20 protein-coding genes and 1 other annotated feature (1 of these 21 only partly in view) are annotated in these 17937 nt (G+C 41.8%); of the genes, 6 read left to right on the forward strand and 14 right to left on the reverse strand.

The features are described from left to right. Window positions 1-147, reverse strand: a binding site (T-box leader) (it extends 60 nt beyond the left edge of the window). Window positions 148-316: 169 nt separating this feature from the next. The 3 genes from B2M23_RS17850 to thiW all read left to right on the forward strand — a co-directional run bounded on the left by B2M23_RS17850 (window position 317) and on the right by thiW (window position 3861). Next, entirely contained in the window at window positions 317-1213 is an 897-nt protein-coding gene (locus B2M23_RS17850; protein ID WP_038351630.1) for a DUF445 domain-containing protein, read from the forward strand. 90 nt (window positions 1214-1303) lie between these two features. Continuing rightward, window positions 1304-3154: an FUSC family protein gene (locus B2M23_RS17855; protein WP_038351629.1), complete on the forward strand. Its 1851-nt coding sequence runs from the start codon at window positions 1304-1306 to the stop codon at window positions 3152-3154. A gap of 188 nt (window positions 3155-3342) precedes the next feature. Beyond that, window positions 3343-3861, forward strand: a complete 519-nt coding sequence (gene thiW / locus B2M23_RS17860) for an energy coupling factor transporter S component ThiW (RefSeq protein ID WP_081571282.1) — start codon at window positions 3343-3345, stop codon at window positions 3859-3861. Window positions 3862-4024: 163 nt separating this feature from the next. Here thiW and B2M23_RS17865 read toward each other — a convergent pair whose 3' ends face one another. Both B2M23_RS17865 and B2M23_RS17870 read right to left on the reverse strand, forming a co-directional pair. Then, entirely contained in the window at window positions 4025-4390 is a 366-nt protein-coding gene (locus B2M23_RS17865) for a metal-dependent transcriptional regulator (protein WP_038351627.1), read from the reverse strand. A 143-nt stretch (window positions 4391-4533) separates the two neighbouring features. Next, window positions 4534-5220, reverse strand: a complete 687-nt coding sequence (locus tag B2M23_RS17870; protein ID WP_052237151.1) for a TetR/AcrR family transcriptional regulator — start codon at window positions 5218-5220, stop codon at window positions 4534-4536. Window positions 5221-5394: 174 nt separating this feature from the next. Between B2M23_RS17870 and B2M23_RS17875 the strand changes: the two genes are divergently transcribed. Beyond that, window positions 5395-6201 (forward strand): DUF2238 domain-containing protein, encoded by an 807-nt coding sequence (locus B2M23_RS17875; RefSeq protein WP_038351626.1) that lies wholly within the window; start codon window positions 5395-5397, stop codon window positions 6199-6201. A gap of 96 nt (window positions 6202-6297) precedes the next feature. On the opposite strand, the gene B2M23_RS17880 is transcribed toward B2M23_RS17875, so the two are convergent. The 6 genes from B2M23_RS17880 to B2M23_RS17905 all read right to left on the reverse strand — a co-directional run bounded on the left by B2M23_RS17880 (window position 6298) and on the right by B2M23_RS17905 (window position 11456). Continuing rightward, entirely contained in the window at window positions 6298-6861 is a 564-nt protein-coding gene (locus tag B2M23_RS17880) for a DUF3795 domain-containing protein (protein ID WP_038351625.1), read from the reverse strand. 37 nt (window positions 6862-6898) lie between these two features. Beyond that, window positions 6899-7384 carry a GNAT family N-acetyltransferase gene (locus B2M23_RS17885; protein WP_038351624.1) on the reverse strand — a complete coding sequence of 162 codons (486 nt, stop codon included), beginning with the start codon at window positions 7382-7384 and terminating at the stop codon, window positions 6899-6901. A 93-nt stretch (window positions 7385-7477) separates the two neighbouring features. Beyond that, window positions 7478-8521, reverse strand: a complete 1044-nt coding sequence (asrC, locus tag B2M23_RS17890) for a sulfite reductase subunit C (RefSeq protein WP_038351623.1) — start codon at window positions 8519-8521, stop codon at window positions 7478-7480. Window positions 8522-8539: 18 nt separating this feature from the next. Next, window positions 8540-9331 carry an anaerobic sulfite reductase subunit AsrB gene (asrB, locus tag B2M23_RS17895; protein WP_038351622.1) on the reverse strand — a complete coding sequence of 264 codons (792 nt, stop codon included), beginning with the start codon at window positions 9329-9331 and terminating at the stop codon, window positions 8540-8542. 1 nt (window position 9332) lies between these two features. After that, window positions 9333-10379, reverse strand: a complete 1047-nt coding sequence (gene asrA, locus B2M23_RS17900) for an anaerobic sulfite reductase subunit AsrA (RefSeq protein ID WP_038351621.1) — start codon at window positions 10377-10379, stop codon at window positions 9333-9335. Between the two features lie 42 nt (window positions 10380-10421). Further along, the gene (locus B2M23_RS17905; RefSeq protein ID WP_038351620.1) at window positions 10422-11456 is read right to left on the reverse strand and encodes a YeiH family protein; all 1035 of its coding nucleotides are present in this window, start codon (window positions 11454-11456) and stop codon (window positions 10422-10424) included. 139 nt (window positions 11457-11595) lie between these two features. Here B2M23_RS17905 and B2M23_RS17910 point away from each other — a divergent pair, with 139 nt between their 5' ends. Together B2M23_RS17910 and B2M23_RS17915 are read left to right on the forward strand one after the other, a co-directional pair. Beyond that, window positions 11596-12507, forward strand: coding sequence for a LysR family transcriptional regulator (locus B2M23_RS17910; protein ID WP_038351619.1), 912 nt, complete (start codon window positions 11596-11598; stop codon window positions 12505-12507). 79 nt (window positions 12508-12586) lie between these two features. After that, window positions 12587-12787, forward strand: a complete 201-nt coding sequence (locus B2M23_RS17915; RefSeq protein WP_038351618.1) for a hypothetical protein — start codon at window positions 12587-12589, stop codon at window positions 12785-12787. A 44-nt stretch (window positions 12788-12831) separates the two neighbouring features. On the opposite strand, the gene B2M23_RS17920 is transcribed toward B2M23_RS17915, so the two are convergent. The 6 genes from B2M23_RS17920 to B2M23_RS17945 form a co-directional block, all read right to left on the reverse strand. Next, window positions 12832-14118, reverse strand: coding sequence for a sensor histidine kinase (locus B2M23_RS17920; RefSeq protein WP_081571284.1), 1287 nt, complete (start codon window positions 14116-14118; stop codon window positions 12832-12834). 37 nt (window positions 14119-14155) lie between these two features. Then, window positions 14156-15481 carry an HAD hydrolase family protein gene (locus tag B2M23_RS17925; protein ID WP_052237150.1) on the reverse strand — a complete coding sequence of 442 codons (1326 nt, stop codon included), beginning with the start codon at window positions 15479-15481 and terminating at the stop codon, window positions 14156-14158. A 113-nt stretch (window positions 15482-15594) separates the two neighbouring features. Continuing rightward, window positions 15595-16221, reverse strand: a complete 627-nt coding sequence (locus B2M23_RS17930) for a hypothetical protein (protein WP_052237149.1) — start codon at window positions 16219-16221, stop codon at window positions 15595-15597. Next, window positions 16218-16733 (reverse strand): flavodoxin family protein, encoded by a 516-nt coding sequence (locus tag B2M23_RS17935; protein WP_038351616.1) that lies wholly within the window; start codon window positions 16731-16733, stop codon window positions 16218-16220. The genes B2M23_RS17930 and B2M23_RS17935 overlap by 4 nt, the downstream gene beginning before the upstream one ends. A gap of 76 nt (window positions 16734-16809) precedes the next feature. Continuing rightward, window positions 16810-17343 carry a flavodoxin domain-containing protein gene (locus B2M23_RS17940; RefSeq protein WP_038351615.1) on the reverse strand — a complete coding sequence of 178 codons (534 nt, stop codon included), beginning with the start codon at window positions 17341-17343 and terminating at the stop codon, window positions 16810-16812. After that, window positions 17340-17819 carry a MarR family winged helix-turn-helix transcriptional regulator gene (locus B2M23_RS17945; protein ID WP_038351614.1) on the reverse strand — a complete coding sequence of 160 codons (480 nt, stop codon included), beginning with the start codon at window positions 17817-17819 and terminating at the stop codon, window positions 17340-17342. Before B2M23_RS17945 ends, B2M23_RS17940 begins: the two co-directional genes overlap by 4 nt. Window positions 17820-17937: the final 118 nt, after the last annotated feature.

Genomic DNA, 17937 nt, shown 5'->3' on the forward strand with positions numbered 1-17937 from the left:
TACTGATAACGGACAGTGTTCCGGTACTGCATTTGACAGCCAACTCGTGGGATGGTCTTCAATTAAATATCGGTTGCGACAATTCCAGCACCATGCCTGCTCTCTGTAACCTTCATTTAACTTACTCTTCCCAGTCATCATCTTTAAATGTTTAATTTATACACAGTATACCCCTAAACACCAAAAGATTCAACACCTTTTTGAAAATATTTATGTAAATTTAAATGGTTTTAAGTTAAACTTGAGGATGGACATTTATGAGCGTCATCGTTATAATACTATAATAACCAATCATTCTATTAAAGGAGCGATCATATTGGATCTACACTTTCTAATCGGCCCTTTGGTCGGTGCTGTTATCGGTCTTATCACCAACGGGATTGCCATACGCATGTTATTCCGGCCACTGAAGCCTGTCAAAATTTTAGGATGGACGCTTCCCTTCACACCGGGGATCATTCCAAAAGAAAAACCGCGAATCGCAAAATCTGTGGGGGCTGTCATTGGATCTACACTTGTAAATGAAGAAGTTCTGAGCCGCGGGCTTCTGTCACCGGAAATGGATGCTAAAATCAGCGGCTACATCGATCATAAAATCGAGGCTTATAAAGACAGCCCTATGACCATTCGCGAAATTATTATTCACTATACCGACGAGGAAAAAACAGAAGCGCTGACAAATACAATTACTGAAAAGGCAACTGCACTGCTGTATCGTAAGGTATGCCAGATGGACGTCGGCGATATGGTAGCCGATGCCGCGATGGATGAAATCAAGAATAATTCGTTGTTTTCAGCTTTTTCTTTTATGGTCAGTGATAACACCATGATCGGTATCCGTGAAAAGCTTAAGGATACGGTCAACAACATGGTCTTTGAGCGCGGCGAGGAAATGATCTGCAATCTGGTAGACCGCGAGAGCCATGAAATACTGGATTACAGTATGGCTGAGCTCTACGATCGTTTCGGTTCAAGTGTACCGAAGGTAAAAGAGAGTCTGCTTAAGGCCTATCACAATCTGGTCGAAAACAACTTATCCAAGGCGCTCATCGCTTTGGATATTCCTCAGCTGGTAGAAGACCAAATCAATGGCTTTGACGTGTTGGAGATGGAGAAAATCATTTTGAGCATCATGAAAAAAGAATTGAATGCCATCATATGGCTCGGCGGTCTGCTGGGGATGATTATGGGATTTGTAATGAATTTCTTTTAAAGTGTAAAAACGGTTCCGGAAAATGCCAGAACCGTTTTTTATTGCTTTATTTTGTCCTAAAAGGGTATTCTAAAAGAAAACCCTTAAGGAGTGATTTCAATTTTAAAAGCCATCAAAAATTTCTTTAAGGCATTGCCCAAAACATTGCCAGCCATTATCTTCGGTTTGTTTCTTATGGGAACGGTCATTCTGCTTTTCGGCAGAAATAATGCGGTTATCGCTCTTGTTTTTCTCTTATACACGCAGACCATGGCTAAAACTCGCCTCTCCATTGTCAACATGCTCCTCGATTCTCTTTGGTTGGTTGGCTACGCCATTCTAGGGACTCTGGTCTCCATGCATTTTGCAACATTGATTATTATAGGATTTCTGCTGATTTTCTTTTTGATCTATGCCGATGCCAATGAGTTTTTGAAAACAAACTATTACATCCCCGGTATGGCATTTATCCTAGTACAGATCAGCCCTGGGACACTGGCAGACCTCCCAATCCGTATATTGGCACTTCTTTATTGTCTGGTCATCTGTATTGGAATAAGCATACTGTTGCAAAAGCGTCAAAAGGCAGGCCCCTTCAATCCCCTTGTAAAGGAAGCGCTCAGCTGCACAGGTGCTGGATTTAGAACGCTGGGACAAGAAAAAAACTCCAAAGACGAAGCGGTTGGTAAAAAAATTGATGCTCTGTCTCTGAAGCTGAGCAGTAATATTTATCCCGCTGTTTTCAGACAAATGGGACTCATGAATGGCAGCCAGAAATATTCTTATGGCTTGATGCTCTGCCTCGAACAACTCGGACAGGTGCTGCAGTCCTTAAGTGCTTCTGTAAAAGAGCTTTCGGAAGTTGATCAGGCTCAATTCTCTATTTTAGGTCAACGGCTGGAGGCGGCCGTTGATCCCAAAGCACTGGCGGCAGATTTACAGGCATTTTTGAAAAAAACCACTTTAAGTACCGACCAGATAAATCAGGAACTGTTGCTGGTGTTGGAATCCCTTCGGGAGCGTCTGATGGATGACTGTCATTACAGGGATCTCAACACTTCCATTAAGACGGGACTCCAATATAAAGCCTTTACACTGCAGCATCGGTTCAGCCTTGATTTTTTCCAGATGCGTTTCGCACTCCAGACTGCTGTTATTGTCACCGTCTGCACCATCATTGCACACTTTATCCCCCATTGGTTTAATATTCCTCTCCATGAATGGCACGGCTACTGGATACCACTTATGGGTTATTTATCTTCCAGCATTTACATCCGTGACACACTAAAAAAAGCAGCTTATAAAGTGAGCGGTACAATTCTGGGAATGCTATTTTTTATTCTTGTCACACAATATATTCCCGCCTCAATACGACTGCCGCTCACCGTTGCAGTCGGGCTGGTTTTTATGCTGACCATAAAAAGTTCAATTGTCAGCACCATGATCAGTACACAAATGACCTCCGTTATGTTTTTACCCCAGCTGGGCGTCATGGATCTGGTGTTATTTCGAGTATTCTGTGTTATCGGCGGTGTCTCTATCGCTGTACTTGGGGGGATTTTCATATTTAGAACACGCAAACAGGATGTCTTCCGATATGAGCTCACGAGTCTTTTTAAATCAGATTTATTTATTCTTTATAATCTGTGGAACCTGGCTGAAAAGCAGGAGGCTGGTCCCTTGCTTTACGAAAACCTGTTAAACCTCCATCTGGTCAGCAATCAGCTGGAGAGCCTGTCAGAAGATCAAAAGCTTATATCAAAAGAATCCTTTAAAAAAATAATGGATAAAAGCCGTCATTTTTTAGCATCAGCTGTTCATTTAAGCATGTACTTAAGCTTAAAAGGCGTTTCTCCAGAAAAATGGCAACACATTAAAACTGAAATTCACAGAGCTGGCGAAACACTTAAAAGGGCTTTTGAAACCACAAAGATTCCTTCAGAAAAAACTGGACAGGCTTGAATCTCTTTTCAAAAAAAGCTATAATAAAAATAGAATCATACAAGGGGAGCTCGCCGCAGCGGGCTGAGAGGAAGCTCTGTCGCTTCGACTCAAAACCTGATTTGGATAATGCCAACGTAGGGACAACATCGTATTTTATGGGGTACGCCACGTAGGCGTATCCCATTTTTTGTCTGGAGGCTTCTATTATGGAAAAAAATCGTACGCAAAAATTGACAATGGCCAGTATTCTTATTGCTGTAGGGGTTGTCTGCTCACCCTTCAGTATTCCTTTGGGGGCGGCGCGCTGTTTTCCGGTTCAGCATATGGTCAATATTCTCTCAGCAGTATTCCTCGGTCCTTTTTATGGCGTTTCAATGGCTTTTATCACCAGTCTTATCCGGGTAATGCTTGGAACCGGCAGTCTTCTGGCCTTCCCCGGTAGTATGTGCGGCGCGCTTCTCTGCGGTTTGGTGTTTCGTTATACTGAAAAGCTGACCTTCACCTATCTTGGCGAACTTTTGGGCACCAGCATCCTCGGGGCACTTGCGGCTTACCCGATTGCGACTATCGTCATGGGAAAGGAAGCAGCTCTATTCGCCTACGTAATACCTTTTTTCATCAGCTGTATCGGCGGTGTGGTTCTTGGGGCTGTCCTGGTTGCAGCCATTCAGAAAACTGGTATTATGAGCCATATTCTAAATGATAAATCCAGGCAGCAACAATAAAGCTTTAATCTGCCTGATGCTTGGAATTAATGCTTGCACAAAGAGATGAAATCGATTATAATGGAACAAATATCACATTGTAGTGAAGCTTACCATTTCACTACACCTGCTTTTTGCAGCAGAGCTTCATACCTTTTGTCGGGACCTGTAAAGGTCCCATTTTTTATGCTGTCATCTCTTTCATTTTAAGCGCTTCAAAGGTTTCCACACTAAGGACATGCTCCAATCGGCAAGCATCCCGTTCAGCCGTTTGGGTTGATATTCCCAGAAAATAGACAAGAAAATCACGAATACGCAGATAGCGCTCATAAATATTTAATGCCCTTTTGAGTCCCGTCTGTGTTAAACAAACATTATTACTCTTCACGCTGACCAGATCACTCTCCTCCAAAAGCTTAATCATATAGCTGACACTGGCTTTGGTATAGCCCAGAAAATCGGCTATATCTGTTTTTCGCACTTTATCGAGTCGCTGATGAAGAATCAGAATAGCCTTCAGATAATTTTCTCCTGCTGAATAATTTGACATGGATAATCTCCTCACTTTGTATTCGAGTGAATTCATTCATTTATAGGATAACCCAGCTTGATTTTATTGTCAATAAAAAATGAATATATTCACTCATTAAAGAATGAAAAAGCCGCTCAGTTTTTACCAAGCGGCTTCACAAATCAGTTTTTATTCTTCTCATCCCATACCAGCAGCTGTTCAGGGTTGTCAATTTTTAACAGGTCGACCAGCATTTTTCGGATGAAGATAACGAAATGGTGTATGTAAGCTTCAATATTTTCTGCTGGAATCTCCTCATGAAAGGTGTGCAGCATACCAAAAACGATAAACCTTGTGGTCGTCTCCGGGTTTTCACAATGAAATGTCCCCTCACGAATTCCTTGTTGTATAACCGGAATCAGATCTTCCACCATTTTAGCCGCTACCTTATCAATTCGGCTGGCTCTTATTTCACTGTTTTCGTGATAGTTTGCTTCAAACTCCTTATGCTTCAGAGTATAATCAAAAAGATATTGTATAAAATAATGAAGCTTATCAACCGCAGGCATATCAGGTTCATTGAGAATCTGAGTCTCGCGGAGCGATTCGGTCGCATAGAACTCACAGGCGGCTTCAAAAATATCTGTTTTCGATTTAAAATATCTGTAACACAGCCCCACAGATACATTCATCTGTGCCGCAATATCCTGAATCGTGGTATTTTCAAACCCCTTCTCAGAAAACAGCCCAAAGGCCGTTCGAATAATTTCCTGACGGCGCTCCATCGGTTTTTTTGATATGCGCGGGCGGGTTGGGCTGTTGGGTGCGCTTCCTCTATGATTATGCATATGATTTCGGCGTTGTGACATAATAGGCCTCCAGTAGTATCAGTGAATAAATTCATTATTGCCGACTTTAACGGCTTTGTCAAGATTTTTAAAAACATACTATTTACCTATAATGACAGAACGGGACAAATAAATATTGCTTTCTGCTCCTTTGTGATATAATGCTATCATTAGATTACATAAAAGGAGCACTTTGTGAAAAAGGATAAGACATCAAAAGAAAAATCTGTTAAAAACATTCAGGAAAACAAGGGAAAATTTCTGCTGTACTTGCTGTTGAGAGCCATGGTTGTTGTTGTGATGATTGCTCAAATTATAAATAAAAACTGGGATAATGTGTTTCTGTGCCTGTTTACGCTGGTTTTATTTATGATTCCTTCCTTTGTAGATAAAGAGCTGCATATCAAAATGCCTACCACGTTGGAGGTTATTATACTTCTTTTTATCTTTTCTGCTGAAATCCTTGGTGAAATTCAGGAATACTACCTCATTTTTGACCATTGGGACGCAATGCTGCATACTATTAACGGCTTTCTGATGGCTGCAATTGGCTTTTCACTCATCGATATTCTTAACGAGAATGAAAATTTCAGCCTTAGCCTGTCCCCCGTCTTTGTGGCAGTCTTTGCGTTTTGCTTTTCGATGACGGTCGGCGTTCTCTGGGAATTTTTTGAATTTGCAGCGGATTGGTTTTTTCATACGGATATGCAGAAGGATACCATTATCCACAGTATCAGTTCGGTGATTTTTAATCCTGATGGTAAAAATGTCGCGGTCACCATTCCAATTGAGAGTGTCGTCGTCAATGGACAAACATGGAATTATGGCGGCTATATTGACATTGGCTTGATCGACACCATGTCCGATCTCTTTGTTAACTTTATCGGGGCGGTCGTTTTTTCAATCTTTGGTCTGTTTTACATTAAAGGACGTGGTAAGGGAACCTTTGTAAAACGCTTTATGCCAAAACTTAAAAAGTATAATAAAAAAAGTCCTGAATAGGACTTTTTTGTCGTAATGATTCCATATTTTTTCTAAATCATTAAATTCAGTTTCACGAAGATACATTTTCACCCCTCTGATATTTTAATTTCAAGATTATTTTGCCTTTTCTGTTTTCTTTTTATTCAATTTCAATGATATTCCTTTTTCTTCCGCCATGGTCTGAAATAATTTGACAACCTGTTTAGCGCTCTCTTTTATTGGTGTCTCTCCGGTAATTTTTTCCTTTATCTGCGCCATCACACTTTTTACATCTTCAAGTTCTAAAAGGTTCACAGCCGTACAGTAAAAGGATTTCCGTCTGCCGTCATTATAATGCTCTAAAAGATAATGCAGAATTTCAATCTTTTCATTCAGCATTATCTTATAGTTTTCCAGGCCGTCATGCTCAGCTTTTTGAAAGTCCTTTAACACGTGGCGATATGTAATAAAGCTGTCATATGGACTGACTGTCTCATAGCGTTCGCAGGGATAATCTCTGCATTGAAAGCAGAATTCGACATTGTTATGTTCCTGGCCGCATCTCTTAATCGCACAGGAATGATGTCCTTTTCCTCCACAGCCGGGACAGCCGGCTTCTCTCACATGGTACATAGGACACAGGCCACAATTAAGACCGCACATAGAAAACTGCGGATACGCTCGTTCATTTTTTACCATTTAGCTTTTTCTCCTTTAAATTTTCCACCAGTTTCACCTATATTCCGGCACCGTTTATATTTTCTGCCTTTTCGGTGCTGGCCCGATAAATTCTGGAGGATTCTCCCCAGGGATGATAGCCTGTGCCAATACACTCATAACCGTAATGCTCGTAAAAGCCGACATGGTCTGTACAGACATAGACATAAGAATATCCGGCCTTCCCGGCATCTTCGCGAGCCCTTTCAAGCAGACGCAACGCATAGGCATGTCCTCTGTGTGTCTCTTCAATATAAACAGCGCAGATCCATGGCCATAGATCCATACGACTCACAAAATCATTGGTAATCAGTCCAGCTCCGCCGATAATTGTATCATTCTCAAGCAAAAGATACCAACGCGGCAGCGGTGATTCTGTTGTAAGTCCATGAACAATGCAGTCCTCATAAATCATTTTACTGCGCTCTGTCGCCCACCGGCTTTGAAAAAAACCGATGGCAGCTTGTGTATAAGCGGGCTCTTCCCTCAATGATATGACTCTCATGCTTCTACCTCCTGTTTACCGATTACTCTTATCTTAACACAGAAAGAGACGTGGGACAAATACCCGCGCCTCTTATACAGAGATTTTAAAATTTTATTTGGATTCCTGTGGCCCTGCGTGTTTATGCTGTGATAAAGGCATGACATGTATATTGCTTCTCTGTTCATTTTCTGCCCAATAAATGTCATCTGCAACCTTTGCCTCAGGATTAAAGGTAACTCCTTCAAAAATGTGTTTGATAAATTCTTTGTAACCAACACGGTCAATAAGATGTCCGCCATGGAGATATTCAGGTTTGTAATCCAGTGCCCAGGCTGAAAATTTCTGCCAGTTTGAAAACATTCCCAATACGACTTCCTCTGTTACCCAGTTCATAAACAGTTTTCCCGAGCGTGGGCTCTGTTTGCCGGTACGTCCCCCCAGGGTCACGCGGTATAATTTCTTGGGATCTCTTGTCCAAGCTCCAGTAGGACAGATCAGAGTACATTCACCACAGCCTACACAGCAGCAGGCATCCTTATCAATTTTTCCGTCTTTATTGAGTGTAAGCACGCCGGTGGCATGACTCTGGCAAGCATCCACGCAGGAGCCACAGCCAATACAGCGATCATAGTCATAAACCTGTTTGTTAACACCCATAATACCAAAATCATTAAAATTAGCCTTTGCGCAGTCATTTGGACAACCTGCAACAGCAACTTTAATGTGATAGTGTGAGGGAAAAATCAGTTTTTCAATTTTTTTTGCGAGCTCATAGGTGTTGGTATTTCCTTTAATACAATGTGTATTTCCAATACACGCTATTACATTCCGGGCTCCAATGGTGGGATATCCGTAATCGTCTGCCTCCATCTCGCAATCGCAGATTTTCACATCAACCTCTTCAATATATGATTTGATATAACGATTTACTTCAGGAATATTTTCGTATTTGACACCTGGAATATCCAGAGTCTGCCGGGTTCCCATATGAAAGGAGCCATTGCCCCAGCGCTCACAGATTTCGGCTACCGCCTTCAGATGCTTTGCCTCAATCACTGCGCCTGGCACACGCATCTGCAGCATAAATTCACCGGGTACTTTAGACTGTCTAAAGCAGTTTGTACGTACTTTTTTAACGTCGATATCATGATTCATTTTTTGCAGCTCCCTTCACTAATCTACCAGGTACTTAGCCTGAGTATAATTGAATACAGGACCATCCAGACAGACATAAACCTCATCAATCCGGCAATGTCCGCACTTTCCTACTGCGCAGGACATACGGCGTTCAAAAGAAAGCCAGATTTTTTCATCCGGTACGCCGTTTTTGCTGCATTCAATACCTGTAAATTTCATCATTGGTGGCGGACCTACAAGTACGACTTCATAATTATCACCAAATTCTGAAAAAGGCACCTGTGAGACAAATTCTGTTACAAAACCTTTATGCCAACCATCGATTTTTTCATTGTCAAGGGTATAGAGAGTCGAAAAGGATTGACGCCAGCTTTCTAACTCCTGATGGAAAACAATCCCAGCTTCATTTTTAAAACCGCAGATCAGGTTAACACTCTCAACATAATCTGGATTTTTGGTAAAAAAATGAAGCATACTGCGAACTGGCGCGAGACCAGTACCGCCAGTAATAATGACCATATGCTTTCCCCTAAACTGGTCAATCGGCCAGCCATTGCCATAGGCGCCGCGCAGGAACAACTCATCACCAGGCTGTTTTTCGAAAATCTCATCTGTTACCTTACCAACAGAACGAATTGTAAAATCCAACCAGCCTTCTCCAAATGAGCTCACCGAAATAGGCGCTTCACCAATTTTGGGCAGTGAAAGCTGAAAAAACTGGCCATGTTTTGGGCGTATATCCGTTTTTACCTTAAATGTATACTCGTGCTGGCTCTCTCTTTTGATATCCATAATTTTACAGGCCTGTGGCTGCATAATGTTTGCCATTTTAACGTACCTCCTGTGCTTTTGTTTCAGCTTGTATCTCATCAATAGCTTGGGCCATCTTATTAACTGTAGCTGTGATTGAAATAAATTCTGGACAACGGCTAATACAACGCCCACAGCCTACACACATATGGTAGTCTTTGAACCGTGCCTTATAATCATGGAATTTATGGAGTACCTTATAGCGCATTCTGTCACCAGCAGTTGGTCTGAAAGACATACCACCAGCCATATCGGTAAATCCGCTGATCTGACAGGACGCAGAAGTACGCTTTCTTTCACCGACATTTGTATTTTCATTGTAAATGACGTCAGTTGTTGTAAAGCAGGTACAGGTGCTGCATGCTAACGTACAGGCACCGCAGGAGACACATCGCTTATCGAATTCCTTCCACATGGGGTGAACTTTCAGTTTAGCCAGAACCTCCCGGTCATTAATTTCCGGAACCTCCAATGTCAGATCGTTTTTTTCAATAAATTCAGGTTTAAAATCACAGGACGCACAGCCCTCAAAATAAGGAAGCAGCTCAGAATCCTTGATTTCAAGGCTTAAAGTATTCTGCTCCGCGCGAACAGCCGCAGCATAATCATCTGTTTTGTTAGTCCCCATACTTACACAGAAACAGGTGTCCCATCCTTCCTTACATTCCATCAAAACAATTTTTACTCTCTCATTCATACGCTTGTAGTAGCTGTCCTCAAACCCGCCATTTTCCAGGTAGATCTTTTCCTGATGGTACTTTGCATGAACATCACAGGGACGCATGAAAATCAAAAGTTTTTTTGAGGTTTCCCTGCTTTCCATGAACGCATCCTCCGTAAAATAAAACAGCGATTCGGAAACAGGTGTCAATACCTCCTTGGCCGGGAAATCAGATTTTCCATTAAATTCAATTTCTTCAACACAGCCTACCTTATCGTAACGGATAATATCCGTATCAGAATATCGTCCTTTTCCGATAAAGCGTTTAGGCGCCCAGATTTCATACTCCTTTTGCAGTGCATTGAAAATACTGTTTGCCTCAGAAAAACTTAATGCATAACTCACTTTGAAAACCTCCTTGATTCAAAGAAACTTAACCTTAATTTATTACCATATTCCAAGAAAATGCTGCATTATTAAACTAACAAAAGTAATGCCTATCCAACAGCAAAGCCCCAGAAAAATTGGTTTCACACCTGTTTTCACCAACTTAATGATATTGGTGTTCAAGCCAATGGCTGCCATGGCAAAAACAATAAAAAATTTACTCAGCTCTTTAAGCGGCGTGAAGAATTCTATGGGAACATGGAAGAAGGAGGTCATTACGGTTGTAATGACCGAGGCCAGAATGAAGAACAGAATAAAAAACGGAAAGACTTGTTTAAAGCTTACCTTACCGCCCTCGGCTTCCTCCTCCTTCCGTGTTCTCCAGAAAGCCAGTACCAGTGTAATCGGAATAATGGCCAGGGTTCTTGTCAGCTTCACCGTAACGGCTTTGTCGAGCGTCGCTGTTCCCAAATGATACATACTGTCCCATGTTGCAGCCGCTGCAGTAACGGACGAAGTGTCATTAATGGCTGTACCGGCGAACACACCAAAGGCTCCACCATCAGTGGTTGAAAAGCCAAGCATGGTGCCAAAGGCCGGAAACAAAACCGCTGCCAGTACATTAAACAGAAAAATAACTGAAATGGCCTGCGCCACTTCCTCATCACTGGCCTCAATAACCGGGGCAGTCGCAGCAATGGCTGACCCGCCGCAGATTGAGGAGCCAACTCCCACCAGTGTGGAGATATTCCCCGGAATCTTCAACGCTTTGTGCAGAACAAAAGCAAGGATCAGAGAAGTCGAGATCGTCGCAATAATAATGGGCAGAGACTGCCGTCCCGTTTCAAGAACAACCGAAAGATTTAAACCAAAACCAAGCAGGATAACCGCATATTGCAAAATCTTTTTTGAGACAAAAGTGATGCCCTCCTGTAAAGGCTCTTTATTTTTTAGTAAGAGTGTGATCACCATTCCTGCCAGAATCGCAATGACGGGGCCGCCAATAACGGGAACCGCCTGTCCTGCAAACCATGCTGGTATTGCGATAACGAGGCAGAGCAGGATACCTTTCCAGCTTCTTGTGATAAAATTCATATGTCTTTTCCTCTTTCGTAAATATGTTTTATGCTATGATAGAAGGATATCACGTCTTATCAATAATGAAAAATTATTTATCTTTATACTGCCATAAAAATATGTTATAGTTAAACAAAAGTACAAGAAAGAGGCCGAAATGTTAGATTTTAGAATCAATACCTTTTTAACAGTTTGTCAATACATGAATTATACCCGTGCCGCAGAAGCACTTAGCATAACACAACCTGCTGTTTCACAGCATATTCATTTCATCGAGGAGGATTACGGCATTCGTCTTTTTGAATTTCATGGCAAAAAAATGGAACTGACACCTGAGGGTACTGCCCTGCTCCACACCGCTTCTGCCATGAAGCATGATGATCTGATTTTGAGAGAACATTTGAAAAACAGCCGTCTGCATATTCGATCATTAAATTTTGGAGCAACTCTTACCATTGGTGAATTCGTGGTAAGCGGTATCCTATCACGTTGTCTGGAGCAGTATCCCAAAGCCAAAATACGTGTTTCGGTCGATAATACCCAGTCACTGCTCAAGCAGCTGGACAACAATGATCTTGATTTTGCTCTCATCGAAGGCTATTTTCCCAAAGAAAATTATGACTATGCGGTCTACTCGACCGAGCGTTTTATTGCCGTCCAAAGCGCAGACGCTGAGGCACTGCCAGCCCAATGCCCCATTGAAGCCTTATTTTTAAAACCGCTGCTAGTGCGGGAGCCTGGCTCTGGCAGCCGTAATATCCTTGAACAATACCTGAAACTGAATAATTATGCTATTACAGATTTTTCAAAAGTTATAGAGGTTAATAATGTCAATGCTTTAAAAGAAATGGCCGAAAAAAACTGCGGAGTCACCTTTTTGTACGAAGTGGCTGCTGGCCGGGAATTGGCAGGCAAAACGCTAAGGGAAATCCCTATCCAGGGGTTTGATATCACCCATGATTTTGCATTCATCTGGAAAAAGGGCAGCATTTTCTCTAAAAATTACCGCGCATTATCTGCTTTTATGTCTGGAAAAAACGAACGGATCGTTTTGGACCAAAGGCTTTGATTCTGTTGTTTTCTCTGTTTAAAGGGTAGATATAGAGTTGTAAGCTTACCTAACCCTATATAATAAATGGAGGATTTCTATGAAAATTATTATTCAATGCAGTGTCTGCGGAAACAAAGTCGAAATTGATAAAAAGCCAAACAGCGTGGTAGATTTTAAAAAAATTCTTAATGAACACAAATTTTCCATTGACGAGACAACCATCGAAAATAATGCACTCAAGTCTATAATAATTCAGTGTAAAAACTGTAATAAGGACCATATCGAATTAACCTTTTAACAAAAATATGGCAGTAAGCTCTTTTTAAACTTACTGCCATATTTTTATTTAGTTTTAGGAATCGTAACAACTGATATAGTTCCCTTTCCGGGCTGGCTCTCAATCTTCAACGTTCCAGCGCATTGGGCTGCAAGACGAAAACGCACATTTTCAATACCAACATGCTGTCGTTCATCTGGAAGAAGTGCCGTTATATCAAATCCGACCCCGTCGTCTGATACTTTAATGGTATAGTTTTCGGCCGTTTCCATTGTTTCAAGACAGATAGTGCCGCCGTTTTCTTTTTTGCAGATTCCGTGTTTAACTGCATTTTCAATTAATGGCTGTATCGTCAGAGAAGGCAGCATAAAATCTGTTGTACCAATTGAGTAAACGATCTGTATGTTTTCTTCAAACCTCATTTTTTCTAACGAAAGATAGGTCTTGATATGCCTCAGTTCTCTATCAAAATGTACCATGCCTTTCTGCGTAAGAGAGTCCAAGTTCCCTCTCAGATAATTTGCAAATGCAATGGTCGCTTCGCCAGCTTTATCAGGTGTTTCCTTGCACATTTGAGCGATGGAAGTAAGTGAATTATAGAGGAAGTGGGGCTGTATCTGGCTCAACATCATCGCAATACGATTTTGGGTAAGCTCCAGTTCCTTTTCACGAAGCCGCTTGCTCTGCTCTACCTGAATATTGACATAAATGATCAAAAGAGAAACCGTAGTAGCTGGATAAGCCAGTGCAAGGCCATTTATAAAAATCTGTACAGCAATGGCTCCAGCTGGTAAAATGCCATAGGATAAAAGCGCAAAAGTATCCTTTATGCCAAGCTTTCTGCTATGCTTGAGGATGATTACCATGTCCAGCAAGATTATGATAATAGGGTATACCAGGCTGATCCAATGCAGCGGGCTCCGCATAAAATAACCCTTTTCGCTAAAATAAAAAAACATATTATTAAACATTGAAATGATTACCAGCAGAACAGCCACACCACAAAGAGCAGTGATTGCCGGAACGATCTTGTCAGATACAATACTTCCCTTTCCGCGTATGTAGGTGACCATATATGCGGTAAACAGTGCTACAAGAAGATATCCTAAATTAAACACAAAAAAGTTTGCCACTTTCATCGCACATACAAGCTGTGGATGGCCGCCAGCAACCCAAATAAAAATATCACAGCCCAAAATAAAAGCATTTACGGCCAGCATCCACAAAAAAAGGCGGTTGAGTTTTGTATGCTCCCTGCTTGCAATAATACAGATTATCAGTAAAATTGAAATAACAATACTAAGGCTTTCAAGTGGAATATTTGTCGCCATCAACAGTCTTCTTCGTTCCATTTAACATTCCTTCCCTGTTTATACTGCCGGAATTGGGCTAAATACCCTTTTTACGGTAAAATTTTTTTTCCATCATTTTCACGACTGCGTCACTGTCGTTATTGCTGATGGTCTGGGTCGCAGCCTCCTTTAACGCACGCGCTGCATTATCCACCGCATATGCGCGATTGACGAGCTTAAAAATCGGCACGTTCAGACTTGAACTGCCAAAGGCTACAATCTGATCCACCGACAAATCTTTTTTCATTTTAAGGATCGCGTTCTCCCTTGTAGCCTCAGCACTGTAAATATCCATAACCGTGTAACCCTCTGCGTCATGGCTGGGTGTATTTATAATCTCGATACGGTTGCCAATTTCCAAGGCTTCAATCTTTTTCCGGATTCGATTGTTCACAGATGCTTCATTGACCGAGGTAATGTTTACAGCCTGCTGATCCTCTGGCAAGCCGCCAAAAACATAATTTTTATGGCTTGTACGGCGCAGCCGGTGATAAAAACGTTCTTCAGCCGTATTTTTAAAATCGCCGTAATAAATGTGCATGGTCTCGTTAATGATAGCGTGCACAAAACAGTTGCGGCCCTCCTCCTCAAAGACGCTCTCGATTGCATCACTCACCTCGCGATCCATTGGCAGTGAAAAAGAGTAAGAACGATCCTGAACGTCATAGAGTACAGCGCCATTCATCGCGATTACGGGCAGATTCAGGTTTAGATTTTCAAGAATAGGCACAAGTGTGGCTGGTGTACGGTCTGTAACAATCGTAAACCACTCTCCGTCATCAATCATGCGGTTGATATGAAATTCTGCATATGAGCTTATTTTTCCATCAGAATGCAGCAGAGTATTGTCAAGCTCTGAAACAAAAAGGACACTCCGGTTACGGTGTACCGGCAGATGAAATGCATTAACTGCCAGAGCAACCAGGATGCCGATCAGTGTATCAATCATGCGATAAGAGGCAATGATATAAGGCGCGGTACCCGGTGTTGCGGCAATGGTTGTCCCAAGAAACACGATGCAGGTAAAAGCAGAAGCTGACGAATGATTGATGACCAGCGTCACATAGATCAGTGGAATCATGCACAATGAAACAATGATAAACTGTACCGTGGGCCACGGTACATAGCTCCGCATAAACATAAGCACAAGCATACCTGCAAGACCGCCGATCAATGTTCCCACGATTCGGTTAATGGCAATCTCTTTGGTATTTGACAAATATGGCTGCATGCAAAGTACCGCCGTAATGGTTGAATATATCGGCACACTCTCAGGTCTTATAAAGGTAATAAGCAGACAGATAAAAACTGCTACCGCTGTTTTTACCATTCGCATTCCTACTTTTGGAAATTTATACTTCATTTGTGGGCTCCCTTAACAATGATGAGAACAGCATACGGCATTTTGAAGCTCATGTCAAGTCTGCTGTCAACCTAAAAAAGTACCGGCAGACAAACCCGGTACTTTAGGATATTTTACTTTTTGTAAAGCTCTTTTTTCTTCAACCCATTTTTTTTAGCTTCTGTAACCCACTGATGGTTTGCAGCGGCCATATATATTTTTCTCGGAATCTTTGGGGTGATCAACAGGTCATTTTCCAGAGCCTGTCCGTTTTTAATGGCATTCGAAAGCTGAACCAGCCCTTCATAAACCGGACGTTTGGCAGAAAATTTCCACGAGATATTCGCCATACCATGAAGAAAAGGCCCTCCGCCAATCCCCAGGCCACCGCCCCAGGTTAGCTTTGCCCTGCGGCAAAAATGTGATAAAATCTCAAGCGCGTAACGATTCTGATGTCCTTCCAAAAATCCAGCATTCACGATGCCATATACGCAGATATCTGCCGGAGAAGCCTTAAGCTTTTCCTCAAAGTGTATTAAAAGACGCAAAAAGCTTGCTGGCAGACTGTCCACATACAGGGGAAACGCAAAGACCAGTGCGTCACTGCTGCAGAGATCATCGAAAAAATCATCATCCCACAGAGACATGGATAAAATTTCCGGATCAGCCTCTGTTTTGACAAGCGGCATCAGCTCATTCAGAATGTAATTCGAAAAGCTGCCACGCTTTTTAGGGCTGGCATTTATCAGTGTTATTTTCATTTCAGAGCCTCCAGTACATTTTTAATGTCCTCAGGGCTCTTTACCATAATCACACGATAGCCCTGCGTATTAAGGTTTACAGCATTGGCAGAAACCAGATTCTTAAAGGTTTCGGTTTCCTCCTCGCTAATGTCTTCCCCATAACCAATCACTGTCATTTTAAGCCGATTGGGATAGCGGTCAGCATGGTGCATCTCATTTTTACGAACCTTAAAAAAGGGCAGTAGATAGCCAATATTCCGGTCCATTACATTCTTGACAAAAGCGCTGTATCCTCCGTATTGCACTTTTGAGATAACGATCAGCTCGTCACATTTCGCGTACAGCTTTCCAAGCTCACCGTATCCATCCTTAATAACACAGAATCCCGGTGTCTTTACCCAGCAGCCAAAACAGCCAATGCAATGTTTGATCCGATCACTTTCGTTTGTGATTACCTGAATATTCTCAAGAGACGGCGGACAGATCGTACTGAAAGCTTCCGCCGACAAATCCTGTATAATAACTTTCATAGTATTTCCTCTCGTATGTTGGATTCTGGAAGCATTATAACATATTTATAACGATGCTGTCCCTTAAATTCTGTTTTTAATCTGATAGCTGCTTAACATATTCAAGGATAGGGATGATGAATTTTTTATCTTTAAAATCGGTTCTTTTCCCGTAGCTGGCAAAAAACTCTTCATTTTCCTGAATGGACTCAGGTTTTGATTTGAGCATTTTCATCATCATCGCCATCATGACACGGTGCGGCAGTGAAAGCGCTTTGTAATCGATAGCTCCCCGTAAATGAAAAAACTTAAAATCTCCCCTCTCCTCCTCTGTAAAACTATTTTTTAATATTTCACTATAGTCGGTTTTCTGCGGGTCGGCCAGCCCAACTGTAAAAATAACTACTTTTTTATTCTGAAATGTCCCACATTTTTTCTTGAACTCTTTGAGCCCTTTAATACCGCTGGCGTAAAGACCGCCACCATAAATTAAAATAGTACTTTCGCTTAACAATTCCGGCTTCGTCTTTTTTATGGAAAGCGCCTGTACGTCAAGCTCCTGCGCCAGCCATTCTGCATATGTCTCTGCGCTTCCATATTCAGATGCATAAACCACTGCTATTTTACTCATTTTATCATCCGTTCCTTTCTAATATCCTCTGCCTTCTCCATTAATTTGACCAGAGCGCGATCAAATATTTCAAGCTCTTCATCGGACAAAGCGCTTAAAAATTTTTCGACAAAGGCGTTGTTCTCACCGCCCATTTCTGCTTCATAGGCTTCAATTTTTGTTTTGTCTGGTATGACCCGCAGGGTCCTCTTATCTTTTTTATCTTTCACAAGCTCAAGGTAACCTTTTTCCTGAAGCTTTAAGGCAATGGCCTTGGCATTCTGATGTGAGGTATCCATCTCAGCGGCCAGTGCGGACAAAGTCGGCGGCTCTCTAAAAAAAGTAATGAGATGAATAAGCAGATACCACTGCTTTGTTGTCAGTTCTCCCAGGAAATCCTGACTGTTCCCCATGACCTCCAGCCTTGTTACCAACGAAAAAAGACTTCCAAAAACTCGAAAACGAGGATCCATCGTTTCTAACTCTCTACGATACATTTTTTCTCCTTATTTTATGTAATGTATTATCTAATATACGTAGTGTATTACCTTTTTGTGACTGTGTCAAGCTTTGTATGAAAAAATTAATATTAAACTGTTTTAAGATTAAGCTTTT

Source organism: Eubacterium limosum (genome assembly GCF_000807675.2).
GTDB lineage: Bacteria > Bacillota > Clostridia > Eubacteriales > Eubacteriaceae > Eubacterium > Eubacterium limosum.